Genomic DNA, 16,907 nt, shown 5'->3' with positions numbered 1-16,907 from the left:
AGCCATGCTCGACTGCTCGACTCTACGGAAGGCGAACGGCAGTCGAGCAAGCTCGACTCTACAAACGACCGTCAGCCTTCGCGGGCGACCTGGAAACCGGCGAAGGACTGGCTGACCGGCATCAGTTCAAGGCGATTGATGTTCAGGTGCGGCGGCAGGCTGGCCACCCAGAAGATCTGTTCGGCGATGTCTTCAGCGGTCATCGGGTTGGCGCCGGTATAGAGCTTGTCCGACGCTGCCTGGTCGCCATGGGTACGCACCACCGTGAACTCGGTTTCGGCCATGCCCGGCTCGATCGTGGTCACGCGCACGCCGGTGCCATGCAGGTCCGAACGCAGTCCCAGCGAGAACTGGCTGACGAAGGCCTTGGTGCCACCGTAGGCGTTGCCGCCCGGGTACGGGTAGACGCCGGCCACCGAGGAAATGTTGATGATCGCGCCCTTGCGCTCCACCAGCTGCGGCAGCAGGCGGTGGGTCAGGGTCACCAGCGCGGTGATGTTGGTGTCGATCATCGTGGTCCAGTCCGACAGCTTGGCGCTCTGTGCCGGCGCGGTGCCCTGCGCCAGGCCGGCATTGTTGACCAGCAGATCGATCTCGCCGAAGGCCGGCGGCAGTGCCAGCAACGCGGCTTCCATCGCCACCGGATCGCGGATGTCGAAGGCAGCCGCGTGCACCACGTCCTTGCCGTAGCGCTCGACCAGCGGCTGCAGACGTTCACCGCGGCGGCCGGTGGCGATCACCTTCCAGCCCGCCTGGGCGAAGCGGTGGACGGCGGCGGCGCCGAAGCCGGACGTGGCGCCGGTAATCAGGACAGTGCGGGTCATCAGGCAACTCCAGGGGGAAAAACCAGACCCCCATTCTGGCACCGTCGGCGGGGGGTTGCGTTGCCTGATCGGCCGGATCCGGCCCCTCCTGCCGGGGTGACCGGTACAATTGGGCCATGATCAACAACGATGTCCTGCGCAGCGTGCGCTACTCCCTGGATCTGGGCGACCACCACGTGGTGACCTTGTGCCAGATGGCCGACCCGGCCTTCGCCGTGGATCCCGAGCAGGTGAAGGCCTGGCTGCGCCGCGAGGACGAAGCCGGTTTCGAGGCGATGAGCGACAGCGCGCTGGCCCACTTCCTCGACGGACTGATCGTGCACCTGCGCGGTCGCGACGAGAGCCAGCCGCAGCGCGCGGTGGAAACCCGCATCGACAACAACCTGGTGCTGAAGAAGCTGCGCGTGGCCTTCCAGCTGCGCGACGTGGACCTGATGGAGATCTTCGCCAGCGCCGGTTTCAACGTGTCCAAGTCGGAAGTGGGCGCGCTGTTCCGCCAGCCCGGCCACACCAACTACCGGCGTTGCCTGGACCAGATGCTGCGCAATTTCCTCAAGGGCCTGAGCCTGCGCCTGCGCGGCTGAGCACGGCCTCGACGAACGCCCGCGCCGCCGGTGTCGGCAGCCGCTGCCAGACCAGGTGCACGCGGCGGGTCGGGGTCGGCTGCAGCGGAATCCGCACCACGCCCTGGAAGCCTTCGGCAATCAACGTCGGCACGATGCCAACCGCCAGCCCATGGCGGACGAAGCGCTCGATCAGTTCCATCAGATTGACCTCGAAGCGCACCGCATGCGGCAGGCCAGCGGCGGCGAAGGCATCGTCGGTCTGCCGCCGCGCACCAGTGCCGCGCGGGAAGTCGACCAGCGCCTCGTCCTGCAATTCGGTCAATGGCAGCCGCTTGCGCCGGGCCAAGCGGTGCGACGGCGCCAGCACCGCCACCAGGTCTTCTTCCTGCAGCATCTGGTGGCAGACCCCGTCCAGGCCGGCCGAGGGTGACAACCCGACCAGCGCCACATCCAGGTCGCGCGACTGCACCTGCGCGATCAGGTCCTCGCTCTTGTCCACCCGCAATTGGAATTCCACCTGCGGGTGCACCTGCTGGAAGGCGGCCAGCATCGCCACCACGTCGATGCCGGTCAGCGAGGAAATCTGCCCGATCGCCAGCAGCCCGCGCACCTCGCCACTCACCGCCGCCACGTCGGCACGCAGATGGCGCAGGCTGGCCAAGGCCTGCCGCGCATGCACCAGCATGGCCTCACCGGCGGCGGTGGCCCGCACCTGGCGCGGCAGGCGTTCAAACAGCGGCGTGCCCAGTTCCTGCTCCAGTGCGGCGATCTGGTGGCTGAGTGCGGACTGCACCACATGGCAGCGTTCGGCGGCGCGGGTGAAGTTGCCTTCCTCGGCCAGGGCGACGGCAAACTCGAGCTGCTTGAGGTTCACCCTGCTATCTCGTTTCCAGATGACAGGGATGATGATGATTCATTTCCATCATGGCTGCAGCAGGCGGACACTGTGCACCCCGCTTTGTGGAATACCGCGTGAGTCCGTCCCTCCCCCCTCTGCACCGCTGGCAGGTGCTGCTGATGTCAGTGGCTACCGGCGTGGCCGTGGCCAGCAACTACTATGCGCAGCCGCTGCTGCACACCATTGCCGATGCCTTCGGTGTGCCGTTCGGCCAGGTTGGCATGGTGGTCACTGCCGCACAGCTGAGCTATGCCGCCGGACTGATCCTGCTGGTGCCGCTGGGAGACCTGTTCGAACGCCGTCGCCTGATCGTGGTAATGAGCCTGCTGTCGGCGGGCGGGTTGGTGATCAGTGCCTGTGCGCCGTCGCTGGCCTGGCTGCTGGTGGGCACCGCGATCACCGGCCTGTTCTCGGTGGTGGCCCAGGTGCTGGTGCCGTTCGCCGCTACGCTGGCCGCGCCGGAACATCGCGGTCGCGTGGTCGGCACGTTGATGAGCGGCCTGCTGCTGGGCATCCTGCTGGCACGTACCGTGGCCGGCCTGCTTTCCAGCCTGGGCGACTGGCGGCTGGTGTACGCGATCGCCGCCGGCACCCTGGTGCTGACCGCGCTGGCACTGCAGCGCGGCCTGCCGCGCTTCCACCAGAGCGCCGGCCTTGGCTACTTCGCGTTGCTGCGCTCGATCGGTGTGTTGTTCGTACAGGAACCGGTGCTGCGCCAGCGCACGCTGCTGGGCGCCTGCAGCTTCGCCATGTTCGCGATCTTCTGGACGCCACTGGCGTTCCTGCTGGCACAACCGCCCTACACCTACAGCGACGCCACCATCGGCCTGTTCGGACTGGTCGGCGCCGCCGGCACGCTGGCGGCCGGCCTGGCCGGCCGCATGTCCGACCGCGGGCAGACCGGCCGCGCCACCGCCATCGCGCTGGCGCTGTTGCTGCTCTCGTGGCTGCCACTGGGGCTGTCGGCACACTCGCTGCTGGCGCTGCTGGTCGGCGTAGTGGTGCTGGACCTGGCCGCGCAGCTGCTGCACGTCAGCAACCAGAACCTGATCTATGCACTGCAACCGGCAGCGCGCAACCGCCTCAATGCCGGCTACATGACCGGCTACTTCATCGGGGGTTCGCTGGGGTCGCTGCTGTCGGCGCAGGTCTACCAGCGCTTTGGCTGGACCGGCGTCTGCGTGGCCGGTGCTGCGGTGGCCGTGCTGGCCCTGCTGCTGTGGCTGCCCGGCGCGCTGCGCGCGCGCCAGGCCTCGGTGGCCAGCTAGAAACTGCCCTGCAGTGCCAGCTCCCAACGCCCCCCGGCGTTGCCCGGAAACAGGCGCTTGGCCGCGCTATCGGTGTCATGCACGGTGGCGCGCAGTTCCCATGCCGGGGTCAGCGAGGCGACGGCACTGAGCTGGCCATGCAGGTAATCCGGGCCCTGCGCGGTGGCCAGCCAATACTGGCCCACCGCGGCTTCCAGGCGGAACCGCTCGTGCAGCGGTACCCGCACCCCCAACTGGGCATAGGTGCCGCGATGGCCGCCGGCCAATGCATCGCTGGAATGGGCGACCTGCAACCAGGCGCGCTGCTTCCAGGTCACGGTGGTATTGAGTTCGGTCCAGTCCAGCGCGCGGCCGGTGCCCGGGTACATGTAGCGGGTCAGGTTGGCATCCAGTGTCCAGTCCGGGGCCAGCGCACCGGACCAGCCCGCCACCAGGTCGAACTCGCTGCGCGCGCCGTTGTCCGGCTTGAACGAAACGTTGGAGCCCCACACGCTGGCGTACCAACCCGATGGGATCGAAACCTTCGCGCCCGCCTGCACCGCCGGGTCGCCGTCGCTCTGCGAGCTGCCACGCCACACGTAGTCACTGGTCAACGCCGCACTGCCACTGACCTGTACCTGTGCCTGCGCGCTGCCGATCCCGAGCAGCCCTGCCAGGGCGGCCACCACCGCCGCCATCATCCCCTTGCTGTTCACTGCACTGTGTTCCTCGTTGAAGGCGGTTGCGCCGCCGGGAGCGCAGTGTCGAGGTGGTGGCCGTAACGGATCGAGGGTGCTGCCGGGCCTGTGGCGCAAATTCGGCGTAAATCCCGTGGATCGGGGCCACATGCCAGCAGCGCGGTATCATGGCGCCCTGTTTCCAGGAACCAACCGCGTGGACGCCATCCTGACCCCGGTATCGATCGGCGAGCTGATCGACAAGATCACCATTCTCGAGATCAAGGCCGAGCGCATCGACGATGCGGCCAAGCTGAGCAACGTGCGCACTGAGCTGGACGGCCTGCTGCCGTTGCTGCAGCAGCAGCTGCAGGCACAGCCGGCGCTGGCCGTGCTGAAGCAGCAGCTGAAGGTGATCAACGAGCGCATGTGGGACATCCAGGACCAGCTGCGCGACAAGGAAGCGGCCCAGGTGTTCGACGATGCCTTCATCCAGCTGGCACGCGGTGTCTATGGCACCAATGGCGAGCGCGTGCAGGTGAAGAACGAGATCAACCGCGTGGCCGGTTCGGCCCTGGTGGAAGAGAAGCAGTACCAGGGCGAATAAGCCCGCTCATCCGCATTCGAGCAGGTGCCGGATGCGGAACAGCTCACCATCGCTGTGGATGCCCAGCTTCTCGTAGGCGGTCCGCTTCTGCGTGCTGACCGTACTGGCCGTGCGCCCGAAGCGCCGCGCCACCTCCCCGGTGGTGCAGCCCTGCAGGACCAGCCGCAGTACCTCGCGCTCGCGTCGGCTCAAGGGCGTCAGCACCGGCGCCGGTGTGCGCCGCATGCGCGATCGGCTCAACTGCGTGCGCAACTCCGGGGGCACAAAGCGGCCGCCACGGGCCAGTACGTCAACTGCGCGCCGCAGCATCTCCGGCGTGGTTCCCTTGGACAGGAAGCCGCGCGCGCCGGCCTGCATCGCCATGGTCACCGTGCTGGCATTGCAGTGCGCAGACAGCACCAGCACCGGCAGCAGCGGCCAGCGCCGCGACAACAGCCGCAACAGGGCCAGGCCCTGTTCGGGTCCACACGGCGCCAACAGGTCGATCAGCAACAGGTCGATCCCATCCGGCTGGCGCTGCAGCAGATCGAGCAGATCACCTTCGCGGGTGAAGCTGCCACAGACCTGCACGCCACCGTGCTGGCAAAGCACCACCTCCACCCCCAGGCGCAGCACGGGATGCGGCGCCAGCAGTGCCAGGCGGCGGGGCCGATCGAGGGGCAAAGCGGGAACGGCAGGCGGCATCACATGGATCCGACGGTACGAAGTGCCCACCGTAGGCCCGCGCCGGGAGCAGCGGAATCCAATTTATTGCAACGCAGCAACTCTGCCCGACCACGCTCAGCTGCGGTTTCGGGTCGTCACAACGCAACAGGCCCGGCATGGGCCGGGCCTGTCGAGGCATCTTCAGCGCGCAGGCGCGCCGAGGAAGCAATTACCAGCTGAAACGCGGGCCGACGGTGTATTCCTTGTCGCCGTCGCGGTTCATCTTCAGCTCGCCATTGATGCCCCAGTTCTGGTTCAGCTTGACCTGACCACCCAGGCGGCCGTACCACTGGCCTTCCGGATTGATGCCGTGCTTCTTCGAGAAATCTTCGTAGCCGACCATGCCGTAGACTTCGGCGTGGGCACCGAAGGCGGTGCGGATACCCGCTTCAGCGCTGTAGCCGTTGAAGTCCAGGCCGTGCTTCTGGTCGCGCTTCTGATAAGCAACGCGGGCAACGAAGTCGGTGGTCGGAGCGATTTCAACGTTGTAGCCGGCACCGATCTTCCACTGGTCCAGCTTGATGTTGGTGTGGTCGATTTCCTGGCGGCTGTACTCACCGAAAGCGTGGAAGTTCGGCAGGAAGCCGTACGAACCCTTCACGCCCCAGCCGTCGGCCTTGAACGCGTCGATGTCGGTCTTGGCGTAGTCGGCTTCGGCGTAGTTGTAGGACAGGTTCTCAGCAGCCGAGGCGGTGAACGGCAGGGCAGCGGCCAGGGCCAGAGCAATCAGCGAATTCTTCATGGGGGTACACCTTTACTTTCTTATGGTGTGCAGCAGCGCCAAGGCGCCATCGCATCGGGAATGTAAATTCTCCGTTATTCGCCACAACGCTCCCTGAAAACAGCGGTCTTCGCATTGCTGAATTTTTTGGCTTGATTCAGGCTGTCTCTGGCATACGCGCGCGGCGCGGGTGCATCTGTGATCCTTCGTCGATTGCAACAGGAGGTTGCCTTGCACGTTTCCGATCCGCTGCTGATGCCTGTTCGCGCTGCCCTCCTGGCCTGCGCTTCCCTGTTTCCGATCCATGCTGCGCACGCGCTGCAGGCGGCTGACTACCAGCGCGCCGAACGCGTGCATGACAGTCATCTGCGCGGTGCGCTGCGCAATGCTTCGGTCCTGCCCCACTGGCTGGCCGATGGGCGCTTCTGGTATGAACGCGAAGACACACAGGGCCGGCGCCAGGCGATACTGGTCGATCCAATCCAGGCTACGCGCCAGATCCTGTTCGAACCCGATGCGCTGGACGCCGCAGTTGCACCTCTGGGTGACAGCGGGCCACGCCTGCGCTTGAACAGCGTGCAGGTACTGGATGATGGCTTGCGCCTGCAGTTCAACGGCGAGGCGGCGATCAACTGCCAATGGCCACGCCTGCAGTGCACGACCGCACAACAGGCGTTGCCGCCGGCTGATGCACTGCCGTCGCCCGGTGGTGATGCCTGGCTGCAGGTACGCGACCACAACCTGTGGCTGCAGCACTCTGGAGCGGCGCCGCAGCTACTGACCCAGGGCGGTGAAGCTGGGCATGGCTATGGCGTACTGCCGGACTTCACCCTGCGCGGTACTCCACGCCGTCAGGGCCGGATGCCGGCACGACCGTTCGCGGTGAGCTGGTCACCCGATGGCCGTTACGCAGCCGGCATCCGCTACGACGAACGCGCGCTGCAGGACTATCCCTATCTGGAAAGCAGCCCGACCAACAGCGCGCGGCCGCGCGTGCATACCGTGAAGCTGGGGGTACTGGGCGATGCACAGCAGGTACGCGACAGCCTGTATGTGATCGATATCCCCAGCGGCAGGCAGCATGACATCGCGCTGCCCGAGGGCTGGAACACGCTCAGTGAGGCCGGCATCCTGGGTTGGGACGGCGATCGGTTGTATGCCGTGATCGCGCACTTCGGCACGCCGCGCAGGCTGCGCCTGGTGGAGATCGATGCCAACAGCGGTGCATTGCGCACGGTTGTGGAAGAAGCCAGCGACACTCGCCTGCAGCTCAACGTGTATTCCTACAACCGGCCAGCGGTGGCCATCCTGCCTGGGCAGGACACCGCCGTGTGGTTCTCGCAGCGCGATGGCTGGGGCCATCTGTACCGGGTGCGCCTGTCCGATGGCAAGGTGCTGCGCCAGCTCACCCGCGGCAAATGGGTGGTGCGTGACCTGCTGGGTGTGGACGCTGCGGGTGGCTGGGCGTACTTCAGCGCCGGTGGCGTCGACGGTGGCGACCCCTACGTGCGCGGCCTGTACCGGGTATCGCTGCAGGGCGGTCCGATCCAGCGCCTGGCCGCCGATGGCAACGACCACATGGCCGATGCCGGTACCGGCGCGCTGTTCGGGGGGCGCGCTCCCCAGGCGCTGTCGCCTGGCGGTGGGTATCTAGTGGATACCGTTTCCCGTCTCGACCAGCCACCACGCACCGTGCTGCGGGCCAGCGATGACGGCCGTGAAGTGATGCTGCTGGAAACAGCCGATGACAGCGCGATCGTTGCTGCCGGCTGGCGGCCGCCGCGGCGCGAACGGCTGCTGGCCGCCGATGGGCGCACACCGATCTTCGCCACCGTCTACCTGCCCCGTGACTATCGCGATGATGGCAGCTTCCCGGTGATCGACGCGATGTACGGTGGTTCCTTCATCAGCAATGCGCCGGTGACCTACGCCGAGGCGGTGTCTGCCTTGAACCCGGTGTCACGCGCCAGCCTGGCCGAACTCGGCTTCATGGTGGTCAGCATCGATGCGCGCGGCACCGGTGGCCGCGACAAGGCGTTCCATGACAGCAGCTTCCTGCGCGCTGCCGATGTGCAGCTGGATGACCATGTGGCTGCGCTGCGCCAGCTGGGCGAACGCTACCCGGGCATCGACCTGCAGCGGGTCGGCATCTACGGGCATTCGTTCGGTGGTTACAGTGCAGCGCGTGCCCTGCTGCGCTATCCCGCGGTCTACAAGGTGGGCGTGGCCTCGGCCGGCAGCCACAATTTCCAGGGCATGTACGGCGGCGCCCTGCACGGCATGGACCGGCTGTTCGGTGGCGTGCTGCCGGCCACGCCCACTGACGAAGGCGTGCCGGCGCCCTTTGCCGGGCTCGACAATGCGGCACTGGCCGGCAACCTGCGCGGGCATCTGCTGCTGGTCTATGGCGAACTGGACGAGAACGCGCCACCGGCGCTGACCCTGCAGTTGGCCGCCGCCCTGAACAAGGCCCAGCGCAGCTACGACCTGCTGTACCTGGCCCGGCAGGACCACGAACTGTTCCGCAACGACGCCACCTACACGCACCGCATGTGGGACTACTTCGTGCGCCACCTGGCCGGCCAGCAGCCACCGGATACGGTGCTGGCGCCGCTGCCCGGTGGCCCGGGCTGAACAGGCGCGCACAGGATGTCGATCCACGACGCCCTGGTTCGTCGGGTACTTGAAGGCCGTGCATGCGGCACGGTCCATCTGGAGGCAGGCAATGAGCTACATCGATGGTTTCGTCCTGGCGGTGCCCACCGCCAACAAGGAGAAGTTCCTCGCCCACGCACGCACAGGGGATCCGGTTTTCATCGAGTACGGCGCGCTGCGCGTGGTCGAGTGCTGGGGCGATGACGTGCCGCACGGCAAGACCACCGACTTCTTCGGCGCAGTGAAAGCCACGCCGGATGAGACGGTGGTGTTTTCCTGGATCGAATGGCCGGACAAGCCGACCCGCGACGCCGGCATGAAGAAGATGATGGAAGACCCAAGGTTTGATCCGGCGACGAATCCGATGCCGTTCGACGGCGCGCGGATGATCTACGGCGGCTTCGTGCCGATCTACGAACTGACGCGCTGAAACGGGCGGACGTGCTCAGCGCGCGTCCGTTTCATCGCTGGCAGAGGCATGGCCGGCGCCCAGTGCGGCGCCGGCGCCGAGGCCCACACCGCCCATGCCAGCGCCCATTCCGCCACCGCCACCTCCTCCACCCGCACGACCGCCCTTGGCATCGCCCTCGTTGCGGCCCTTGCCACCGCCACTGGCGCCACCCGGCCGGGTCGGCCCCTGCGGCGGTATCTGCAGGTCGGCCGGAATCGGCGCCAGATCCAGCGCTTCGCGCACGAAGTCGCGCAGCGAGACCACCAGTTCGTGGGTGTGCACCGGTCGCCCCTGTGCAAGATCATTGGCAGCGCGCGCAGCCAGCCGCACCTGTTCGTCGGTGCCCAGCAGCAGGATGTCCGACAGCGCCGCTTCAACGGCATCGCGGATGCGGCGCGCGCGATCCGAGCGGGGTTCGGCAATGCCTTCGGCATCCTCGCGCTGGCGCAGGTCACGGCGGTGGCTGGGATCCACGCCCAGTTCGCCGGTGAACGAACCGCCCAGGGTCTTGTAGGCCGCCATCAGCGTGCGCAGCCGTTCGTTGATCTGCCGGTTCTCGCGCTCGCGGCGCTGTTGCAGGGTCTGCATCACCAGCAGGCGGATGCCCACGCCCAGCAGGGTGATCAGGACCAGGCCGGCCAAGGTGGACAGCACGCCCTGCCAGGAACTGAAGTCGATACCGCGCATGCCCGGGGCTCCGGCGGGAAGAACCTGCATCTTGCCCCAGACCGCGTCCCAGAAACGCGAAAGGCCCCACCACCCGGGGGGTGGCAGGGCCTTCGGTCACGGCGCGATTACTTGCGCTTGGCGACCTTGCGCACGGCCTTCTTGGCCGGAGCCTTCTTGGCGGCGACCTTCTTCAGCGGCGCAGCCTTCTTGGCGACCGTCTTGCGGGTGGCGGCAACCTTCTTGCCAACTGCCTTCTTGGCAACGGCGGTCTTCTTGCCGACAACCTTCTTGGCAGCAGCGGTCTTCTTGCCGACGGCCTTCTTGGCGACAGCAGCCTTCTTGCCGACAACCTTCTTGGCGGCAGCGGTCTTCCTGGTGGCGACCTTCTTGGTGGCGGCAACCTTCTTGCCGACAACCTTCTTCGCAGCCACGGCCTTCTTGCCAGCGACCTTCTTGGCGGCGACGGTCTTCTTGGCCACGGCCTTCTTGGCGGTAGCGACCTTCTTGCCGACAACCTTCTTGGCGGCCGCGGTCTTCTTGGCAACGGTCTTCTTCGCGACGGCAGCCTTCTTGGTGGCGGCCTTCTTCACGGTGGCGACCTTCTTGCCGGCAGCCTTGGTGGCGGCCTTGGTGGTCTTCTTGGCAGCAGCGGCCTTCTTGGTCACAGCCTTGCCTGCAGCGGCCTTCTTCTTGGCCACTTCCTTCTTCAGGGCAGCGGCTTCGGCCTTGGCGTTCTTCTTGGCGGCTTCCAGCTTCTTCTTGGCGTTGGCAACAGTCTTGCCGACCGACTTGGCAGCCTTCTCGGCCTTCTTGGCAACGGTCTTCTCGACCTTGGCCACGGCCTTCTTGGCCTTGGCAACGCGGGTACCGGCAGCCTTGGTGGCGCGCTTGACGGTCTTCTTGACCGACTTCACTGCGTCTTCGGCAGCGTGGGCGATGGTCTCGCCAACGTTGGTGGCGGTTTCTTTGACGTTCTCGACGGCGTCGGTCACGACCGACACACCATTACCGTTGCTCATGTTGCCCTCCTGGGGGCCTTAAGTATCAAAACGGGGCGATGCTATACCGACATTGACGATCGTGGAACGGGGCATGCACCAGCAATCGCATCTGCTGCGACGGCAATGGTGTAGCCGGGCACCCTCGCGAGCACAGTGGGTTGACAGGAAACCCCTTTTTTTCAGTGCTGCGCCGCACGATCCGGGTAGCGGCAGGTGCTGCCTGCGTGCACCAGTCCGAATACAGCGAAAGGCATGCGATATGGCGCATCGCGGCACCAGGATGCGCAGAACTGCGCAAGTATCGGCCTGTATCCACATGCGCTTCGGCAGACGTCGGCACGTTGAGAAGCACGCCCGATGTTGTCGGTACCGCCCCACAGATGGCGATGCCGACCCGCGTTCCGGGCGCCGGGTTTTCATGGCGCATTTATCCAGATCGCGACACACTCATTCAGCTTGTTTTACCGTAGGGCCGAACCGCCCCCACCCACGCCAGCGAACCGACTCCCATGCGACCGCTTCCCACCCTGCTCACGCTCGCAATCGCCGCCGCCTTCGGTGGCTTCGTTGCCACCGGCATCAATGCCCACCTGGACAACCGTGCCGATGCCGCGCCGCTGCCAGCGGTGCTGCCGACCACGGCGGCATTGCCCGCCTCGGTAGCCGGACAGGCAGTGCCGTCGCTGGCACCCATGCTGGAGAAGGCGATGCCGGCAGTGGTCAGCGTCAACACCAAGCAGGTGGTTCGCGTGCGCAACCCCTTCTTCAACGACCCGTTCTTCCGCCGCCTGTTCCCGGACATCCCGCAGGAACGCATCAACGAATCGCTGGGCTCGGGCGTGATCATCGACGCCAAGGAGGGCCTGGTGCTGACCAACCACCATGTCATCGACAACGCCGATGACGTACAGGTGACACTGGCCGACGGGCGCACGGTCAAGGCCGAGTTCCTCGGTTCGGACCGCGATACCGACATCGCGCTGATCCGCATTCCGGCGCAGAACCTGACCGACATCAAGCTCGGCAACAGCGACCAGCTGCGCGTGGGCGACTTCGTGGTGGCCATCGGCAATCCGTTCGGCTTCAGCCAGACGGTCACCTCAGGCATCGTCTCGGCGGTGGGCCGCAGCGGTATCCGCGGGCTGGGCTACCAGAACTTCATCCAGACCGATGCGTCGATCAACCCGGGCAACTCGGGTGGCGCACTGGTCGATCTGCAGGGCCAGCTGGTCGGCATCAATACCGCCAGCTTCAACCCGCAGGGCAGCATGGCCGGCAACATCGGCCTGGGCCTGGCGATTCCCTCCAACCTGGCACGCAGCGTGGTCGACCAACTGGTCAAGCACGGCGTGGTGGTGCGCGGCACGCTGGGCGTGGAAAGCCAGAACCTGACCGCGCAGATCGCGCAGGGCCTTGGCCTGGGCGAAACCCGCGGTGCGCTGATCACGCGCGTGCTGGCCGGTTCGTCCGCCGCCGCTGCCGGGCTGAAGCCGGGCGACGTGGTGGTCTCGGCCAATGGCCAACGCGTGGACAGCGCCGAAGCCCTACACAACGTGGAAGGCCTGGCCGCGGTCGGCAGTGCATTGACGCTGGACGTGCGCCGCGAGGGCAAGCCGCTGCAGATCAAGGCAACGTTGAAGGAACAGGCGCGCGCGGTCACCGGCGAGAGCCTGGACCCGCGCCTGACCGGGGCCACCTTCGTCGATCTGCCCGAGTCATTGCGCCAGTCCGGTGTCGGCGGCGTGCTGGTCAGCGAGGTCAAGCGCGGCAGCCGCGCGGCCAGCAACGGCCTGCAGCAGGGCGACATCATCACCGATGCCACGGTGGGCGAATTCGCCGACCTGGCCAGCTGGCGCGCCAACTTCCAGCAGCGCCCGCCGACCCTGGTGATACGCGTGCTGCGCAACAATGGCCAGCAGCAGGGCCAGCTCGTGATGCGCTGATCGCCCTGCCGTAACACCCCCTATACCCCGGCAATGCTATTGCTGTCAGTCCAGGTCGGCACCGCCGACACCCGTTCCCCCATCGCAACAGGAGTGATTCGATGAGCCCCACCAATACCGAGAACCTGAAGGAACACCTGGGTGAAGCCGGTTCCCACCTGAAGCAGGCCGCGTCGGCCGCCGGCGGTGCGATCAAGGGTGCAACCGGCGCAGCCGGCGACGAACTGCGTATCGGCAAGGCCAACGTCAAGGCTGAACTGTCCGACAGCGCACTGTCCGGCCTGGCCGCCGCCGAGTTCGGTGGTGCCGCCGCCAAGGAGCAGGTGGATGCGCTGATGGACAAGGGCAAGGACCTGATCGACAGCGCCGCTGAGCTGATCCGTGAACGTCCGCTGGCCTCGTTCGGTGTTGCCTTCGCTGCCGGCTGGATCATCGCCAAGCTGGCCCGCGGCAGCAGCGACAAGTAAGCCGCGGCGTGAGCGAAGACAACGCGCAAGCCCCTGATCCAGCGGCCACCCCGCCGCTGGATGAGAGCATCCGCCAGGTCGGTGCGGCCGGTCGTGCCGCTGCCGATTCGGCCAAGCACACGCTGCGCTCGCTGCGCCGGTTGGCCTCGGCCGACTTCGCGATGGCACGCAGTGCGTTCGGTCGTGCGCTGGCCTGGGCCGGCGTGGCGATCGTGTTCGGTGCCTCGGCCTGGCTGCTGATGGCCGCCACCCTCATCGCCCTGCTGCAGAGCTGGGGCCTGAGCTGGCTGCAGGCCCTGCTGATCACCTCGCTGCTGAGCCTGGCCGTCACCGGTTATGCAATCTGGCGGGTGTCCTACTTCTTCCACCACACCGGCATGCACGCTACCCGGCGCCAGCTGTCACGCCTGGGCCTGTTCGACGAACCCAGCGAAGACGATCCCGATGCCGAGGTGCAGCTGCCCGAGGGCAAGCCATGAAGTTCGGCGCGCTGCAACGGCGGGTGAAACGCTGCGAACAGGTGGTGACCGTGCGCCTGGGCGAGACCCAGGACCACTGGACCACGCTCAGCGACGTCTGGCGAAAAGGCTGGTCGCCGCTGCGCATCGTGGTGGTCGGCCTGGCCGGTGGCTTCATCGCCGGCAAGCTGGAAGTGCCGGGCAAGGTCAACGGTGCCCGCTGGCTGCAGATGGTGGGCTCGGTCTCGAACCTGTTCGCCAGTGCACAGGCGGCGTTCGCCACGGCGATGGCGGCGCAGGCCGCAGCCACCGCCGACGACGCGGCCGAAGAAGCCGACGAGGCCAGCGAACAGGCACAGGCGGCGGCCTCCGCTGCCGAAGCACGGCCGGCACCGGCACCGCGCTCCGTGCCGGAGCCAGGACCGGAACCGGACCTGCGCGGACCGCGTCCGGCCGAAGCGGCCACCGAGCTGTCCGAACGTTGAACCATGGAATCCGCCGCGCCGATCGCGGCCGGCGGATAATGCGCTCCCCTTCCCGGTTGGTGCGTCGATGAGCGAGTCCCTCCTGTCCCCGTCACCGGCCGGCCCCGAACAGCCCGACGTTCCGCTGCCGCCCGCATCGCGCCCGCGCGGACCGATGTCGCTGGTGGTGCTGGCCACCCTGGCGGTGGGCTACACCCTGTGGGCGGCACAGGACATCATCCTGCCGGTGCTGCTGGCGATGTTCTTCGCGCTGGTCGGCAATCCGATCCTGCGCCTGCTGCAGAAGCTGTGGATTCCACGCGCACTCGGCGCACTGCTGATCCTCGGCGCCGGCCTGGGCGTGACCGGTTCGCTGGCGGTGCAGCTGATCGGCCCGGCCATGGAATGGGCGCAGGAAGCGCCGCAGCAGCTGCGCAAGGTCGCCCGCCAGGTGCAGGACCTGACCAAGCCGGTGCAGCAGGCCAACCAGGCGGCGGAAAACTTCGCCCGCGTGGCCGGCGGTGACAGCAACCACAAGGTGCAGGTGATCCGCACCCAGATGGACGACCCCTATCGCATGCTGACCCGCGCGCCGCGGCTGGCCGCCTCGGTGCTGGCGGTGGTGCTGCTCACGCTGTTCTTCATGATCTATGGGCAGAGCCTGCAGCGCGCGGCCATCGCCCTGTTCCCGAACCGCCAGCAGCAGCGATTCACCAGTGACATCCTGCGCTCGATCGAGCGCGAGGTTTCGCGCTATGTGCTGACCATCAGCGTGATCAATACGCTGGTCGGATTGGTGTTCGCTGGCGTGCTGATGCTGTTCGGCATCGGCCTGCAGGAGGCGCTGCTGTGGGGCACGGTAGCGGCATTGCTGAATTTCGCCCCGTATGTCGGCCCCCTGATCGGCGTAGCACTGATGCTGCTGATGGGCTTCGTTGAATTCCGCGACCCGCTGCAGGCGCTGCTGCCAGCCGCCGCCTACCTGGCCCTGCATACCCTGGAAGGGCAGATGGTGACCCCGATCGTGCTGGGCCGGCGCATGAAGCTATCACCGCTGGTGCTGATCCTGGCGCTGATGGTGTTCGGTTGGGCCTGGGGCATGATCGGGTTGCTGCTGGCGGTGCCGCTGCTGGTCTGCATCAAGCTGGTGCTGGCACGGCTGGACGGTATGCAGGGCTGGGCACGCCTGCTGGAATAACGGCATCAGTAAATGAAGGACGCAGATGGCGGAACCCGAAACTGGGACGAAGTGGCAGACTATGGCCCCCTTTTTTCGGATGGATCCGTTCGGATGATCGCTTTCGCTATGCGTTGCCTCGCCCTGGCCAGCCTTGCCGCTCCCGCCTTCGCTGCGGCGTCACCCACTGTCGACCAGGCGCGTACCCAGCTTGTTGAGGCGGTTACCTGCAAACGGCACCTTGCGCCCAAGCAGTTCGACGCCATGGCCCGGCTGCTGGCACCGGCCCCGGCGCGGGCGCAGAACGGCGAATCCAGCGGCGAGTTCCGGTTGACCACGCCGCTGATGGTGCTGGGCCAGCCCGTGAACCGTCTGCAATCCTATGACGGCGACAGCGGCGAGGACGGCATCGACAGTTTCACTGCGTACTTCAGCTCAGCGAGCGTCGAACAGATCGCGGCACTGGCGAAGATGTCCGACCCGGTGGCGGGCACCTATACGAAGGAAGTGGGCCGGCACAACCTGGACGTGCAGCAGTTCGACGGCCAGACCACCATCGCCTGCTCGTACAACCTGCGCTGACCCCGTCCTGCCCCAGCGCCCCCCGCCCGCCGCGCCGCATGAAAGCCCGCGCGGGCAGGGGTAGAATGGCGGGGTGAATTTCCCCGTCCAAGCCATCACCCTCGACCTTGACGACACGCTGTGGCCGTTCGCTCCGATCGGCGCCCGCATCGACCTGGTCCTGCACGAGTGGATGCGTGAACACAGCCCCGCCACGGCCGAGATGTATCCGGTGGCGGCAATGCGCGAACTGCGCGAGCGCCTGTACCACGCCCATCCGCACCTCCATCACGACCTGAGCGCACTGCGCCGGCTGACCCTGCACGAAGCGCTGCACACCAGTGGCGCCAGCCTGGATCTGCTGGAGCCGGCGTATGAAGTGTTCTTCGCCGCGCGCAATCAGGTCGAGTGCTACCCCGATGCGATCGACGCGCTGGCGCGGATTGCCGCGCGGGTACCGGTCGCAGCGCTGAGCAACGGCAATGCCGATCTGGAGCGGATCGGCCTGGCCCATCATTTCGCCTTCCAGCTGGGCGCGCGCGAGCACGGCGCGGCCAAGCCGGAGGCGAGCATCTTCCACGCCGCCTGCACCCGACTGGGTGTTGCGCCGGCACAGGTACTGCACGTCGGCGACCACGCCGAAATGGATGTGGCCGGGGCGATCGCCGCCGGCCTGCGCGGCTGCTGGATCAACCGCGACGCAGCCACCTGGACCCATCCGCAGCTGCAGCCGGACCTGCAGTTCGACACCCTCACCGGCCTGGCCGACTGGTTGGATGCCAACCTCGACGCTGCCGCACCCCGGAGTACCTGACG

At 66.9% G+C, this 16,907-nt stretch carries 19 protein-coding genes; 12 read left to right on the top strand and 7 right to left on the bottom strand.

Annotated features, from left to right (window positions below; all coding sequences use genetic code 11):
- Positions 1–71: 71 nt before the first annotated feature.
- A complete protein-coding gene (locus tag ACW5IY_RS01395) occupies positions 72–824 on the bottom strand; it encodes an SDR family NAD(P)-dependent oxidoreductase (protein WP_019337645.1) in 753 nt (250 codons plus the stop codon).
- A 116-nt stretch (positions 825–940) separates the two neighbouring features.
- Here ACW5IY_RS01395 and ACW5IY_RS01390 point away from each other — a divergent pair, with 116 nt between their 5' ends.
- Positions 941–1,408: a YehS family protein gene (locus ACW5IY_RS01390; RefSeq protein ID WP_005411992.1), complete on the top strand. Its 468-nt coding sequence runs from the start codon at positions 941–943 to the stop codon at positions 1,406–1,408.
- Here ACW5IY_RS01390 and ACW5IY_RS01385 read toward each other — a convergent pair.
- On the bottom strand, positions 1,377–2,264 hold the full coding sequence (locus ACW5IY_RS01385) for a LysR family transcriptional regulator (RefSeq protein ID WP_049435210.1): 888 nt from the start codon (positions 2,262–2,264) through the stop codon (positions 1,377–1,379). The genes ACW5IY_RS01390 and ACW5IY_RS01385 overlap by 32 nt on opposite strands.
- A 143-nt stretch (positions 2,265–2,407) precedes the next feature.
- Here ACW5IY_RS01385 and ACW5IY_RS01380 point away from each other — a divergent pair, with 143 nt between their 5' ends.
- Positions 2,408–3,556, top strand: coding sequence for an MFS transporter (locus ACW5IY_RS01380; RefSeq protein WP_401743198.1), 1,149 nt, complete (start codon positions 2,408–2,410; stop codon positions 3,554–3,556).
- On the opposite strand, the gene ACW5IY_RS01375 is transcribed toward ACW5IY_RS01380, so the two are convergent.
- Positions 3,553–4,251: a TorF family putative porin gene (locus ACW5IY_RS01375; RefSeq protein ID WP_049435207.1), complete on the bottom strand. Its 699-nt coding sequence runs from the start codon at positions 4,249–4,251 to the stop codon at positions 3,553–3,555. The genes ACW5IY_RS01380 and ACW5IY_RS01375 overlap by 4 nt on opposite strands.
- A gap of 130 nt (positions 4,252–4,381) precedes the next feature.
- On the opposite strand from ACW5IY_RS01375, the gene ACW5IY_RS01370 reads away from it, so the two are divergent.
- Entirely contained in the window at positions 4,382–4,819 is a 438-nt protein-coding gene (locus tag ACW5IY_RS01370) for a DUF6165 family protein (RefSeq protein WP_049435229.1), read from the top strand.
- Between the two features lie 6 nt (positions 4,820–4,825).
- On the opposite strand, the gene ACW5IY_RS01365 is transcribed toward ACW5IY_RS01370, so the two are convergent.
- A complete protein-coding gene (locus ACW5IY_RS01365) occupies positions 4,826–5,503 on the bottom strand; it encodes a response regulator (protein ID WP_049435206.1) in 678 nt (225 codons plus the stop codon).
- 190 nt (positions 5,504–5,693) lie between these two features.
- Positions 5,694–6,266 carry an OmpO family porin gene (locus ACW5IY_RS01360; protein WP_010486919.1) on the bottom strand — a complete coding sequence of 191 codons (573 nt, stop codon included), beginning with the start codon at positions 6,264–6,266 and terminating at the stop codon, positions 5,694–5,696.
- A gap of 210 nt (positions 6,267–6,476) precedes the next feature.
- Between ACW5IY_RS01360 and ACW5IY_RS01355 the strand changes: the two genes are divergently transcribed.
- Complete coding sequence (locus ACW5IY_RS01355) at positions 6,477–8,879, top strand: DPP IV N-terminal domain-containing protein (RefSeq protein ID WP_049435204.1); 2,403 nt, start codon at positions 6,477–6,479, stop codon at positions 8,877–8,879.
- Positions 8,880–8,970: 91 nt separating this feature from the next.
- Entirely contained in the window at positions 8,971–9,330 is a 360-nt protein-coding gene (locus ACW5IY_RS01350; protein ID WP_005407745.1) for a DUF1428 domain-containing protein, read from the top strand.
- Between the two features lie 15 nt (positions 9,331–9,345).
- On the opposite strand, the gene ACW5IY_RS01345 is transcribed toward ACW5IY_RS01350, so the two are convergent.
- Both ACW5IY_RS01345 and ACW5IY_RS01340 read right to left on the bottom strand, forming a co-directional pair.
- Positions 9,346–10,038 carry a hypothetical protein gene (locus ACW5IY_RS01345; RefSeq protein ID WP_043401759.1) on the bottom strand — a complete coding sequence of 231 codons (693 nt, stop codon included), beginning with the start codon at positions 10,036–10,038 and terminating at the stop codon, positions 9,346–9,348.
- 107 nt (positions 10,039–10,145) lie between these two features.
- A complete protein-coding gene (locus ACW5IY_RS01340) occupies positions 10,146–11,039 on the bottom strand; it encodes a hypothetical protein (protein ID WP_049435203.1) in 894 nt (297 codons plus the stop codon).
- 491 nt (positions 11,040–11,530) lie between these two features.
- Here ACW5IY_RS01340 and ACW5IY_RS01335 point away from each other — a divergent pair, with 491 nt between their 5' ends.
- The 7 genes from ACW5IY_RS01335 to ACW5IY_RS01305 all read left to right on the top strand — a co-directional run bounded on the left by ACW5IY_RS01335 (position 11,531) and on the right by ACW5IY_RS01305 (position 16,905).
- Complete coding sequence (locus ACW5IY_RS01335; RefSeq protein WP_049435201.1) at positions 11,531–12,964, top strand: Do family serine endopeptidase; 1,434 nt, start codon at positions 11,531–11,533, stop codon at positions 12,962–12,964.
- A gap of 101 nt (positions 12,965–13,065) precedes the next feature.
- Positions 13,066–13,431: a hypothetical protein gene (locus ACW5IY_RS01330; RefSeq protein WP_032128158.1), complete on the top strand. Its 366-nt coding sequence runs from the start codon at positions 13,066–13,068 to the stop codon at positions 13,429–13,431.
- Positions 13,432–13,439: 8 nt separating this feature from the next.
- On the top strand, positions 13,440–13,910 hold the full coding sequence (locus ACW5IY_RS01325) for a phage holin family protein (RefSeq protein ID WP_010486934.1): 471 nt from the start codon (positions 13,440–13,442) through the stop codon (positions 13,908–13,910).
- Positions 13,907–14,374 carry a hypothetical protein gene (locus tag ACW5IY_RS01320; protein ID WP_049435199.1) on the top strand — a complete coding sequence of 156 codons (468 nt, stop codon included), beginning with the start codon at positions 13,907–13,909 and terminating at the stop codon, positions 14,372–14,374. The genes ACW5IY_RS01325 and ACW5IY_RS01320 overlap by 4 nt, the downstream gene beginning before the upstream one ends.
- Positions 14,375–14,441: 67 nt before the next feature.
- Entirely contained in the window at positions 14,442–15,551 is a 1,110-nt protein-coding gene (locus tag ACW5IY_RS01315; protein ID WP_049435198.1) for an AI-2E family transporter, read from the top strand.
- 93 nt (positions 15,552–15,644) lie between these two features.
- Positions 15,645–16,112 carry a hypothetical protein gene (locus tag ACW5IY_RS01310; protein ID WP_049435196.1) on the top strand — a complete coding sequence of 156 codons (468 nt, stop codon included), beginning with the start codon at positions 15,645–15,647 and terminating at the stop codon, positions 16,110–16,112.
- A gap of 73 nt (positions 16,113–16,185) precedes the next feature.
- On the top strand, positions 16,186–16,905 hold the full coding sequence (locus ACW5IY_RS01305; protein WP_049435194.1) for an HAD family hydrolase: 720 nt from the start codon (positions 16,186–16,188) through the stop codon (positions 16,903–16,905).
- Positions 16,906–16,907: the final 2 nt, after the last annotated feature.

The sequence above is a fragment of the Stenotrophomonas sp. C-A genome (assembly GCF_054030835.1).
This window is presented reverse-complemented; position numbering and strand designations above follow the sequence as displayed.

Excerpts from the sequence above, each read along its gene's own strand:
- ACW5IY_RS01395 (WP_019337645.1), bottom strand. The coding sequence starts at position 824 with ATGACCCGCACTGTCCTGATTACCGGCGCCACGTCCGGCTTCGGCGCC.
- ACW5IY_RS01390 (WP_005411992.1), top strand. The coding sequence starts at position 941 with ATGATCAACAACGATGTCCTGCGCAGCGTGCGCTACTCCCTGGATCTG.
- ACW5IY_RS01380 (WP_401743198.1), top strand. The coding sequence starts at position 2,408 with ATGTCAGTGGCTACCGGCGTGGCCGTGGCCAGCAACTACTATGCGCAG.
- ACW5IY_RS01370 (WP_049435229.1), top strand. The coding sequence starts at position 4,382 with ATGCCAGCAGCGCGGTATCATGGCGCCCTGTTTCCAGGAACCAACCGC.
- ACW5IY_RS01365 (WP_049435206.1), bottom strand. The coding sequence starts at position 5,503 with ATGCCGCCTGCCGTTCCCGCTTTGCCCCTCGATCGGCCCCGCCGCCTG.
- ACW5IY_RS01360 (WP_010486919.1), bottom strand. The coding sequence starts at position 6,266 with ATGAAGAATTCGCTGATTGCTCTGGCCCTGGCCGCTGCCCTGCCGTTC.
- ACW5IY_RS01350 (WP_005407745.1), top strand. The coding sequence starts at position 8,971 with ATGAGCTACATCGATGGTTTCGTCCTGGCGGTGCCCACCGCCAACAAG.
- ACW5IY_RS01345 (WP_043401759.1), bottom strand. The coding sequence starts at position 10,038 with ATGCGCGGTATCGACTTCAGTTCCTGGCAGGGCGTGCTGTCCACCTTG.
- ACW5IY_RS01340 (WP_049435203.1), bottom strand. The coding sequence starts at position 11,039 with ATGAGCAACGGTAATGGTGTGTCGGTCGTGACCGACGCCGTCGAGAAC.
- ACW5IY_RS01335 (WP_049435201.1), top strand. The coding sequence starts at position 11,531 with ATGCGACCGCTTCCCACCCTGCTCACGCTCGCAATCGCCGCCGCCTTC.
- ACW5IY_RS01330 (WP_032128158.1), top strand. The coding sequence starts at position 13,066 with ATGAGCCCCACCAATACCGAGAACCTGAAGGAACACCTGGGTGAAGCC.
- ACW5IY_RS01320 (WP_049435199.1), top strand. The coding sequence starts at position 13,907 with ATGAAGTTCGGCGCGCTGCAACGGCGGGTGAAACGCTGCGAACAGGTG.
- ACW5IY_RS01315 (WP_049435198.1), top strand. The coding sequence starts at position 14,442 with ATGAGCGAGTCCCTCCTGTCCCCGTCACCGGCCGGCCCCGAACAGCCC.
- ACW5IY_RS01310 (WP_049435196.1), top strand. The coding sequence starts at position 15,645 with ATGATCGCTTTCGCTATGCGTTGCCTCGCCCTGGCCAGCCTTGCCGCT.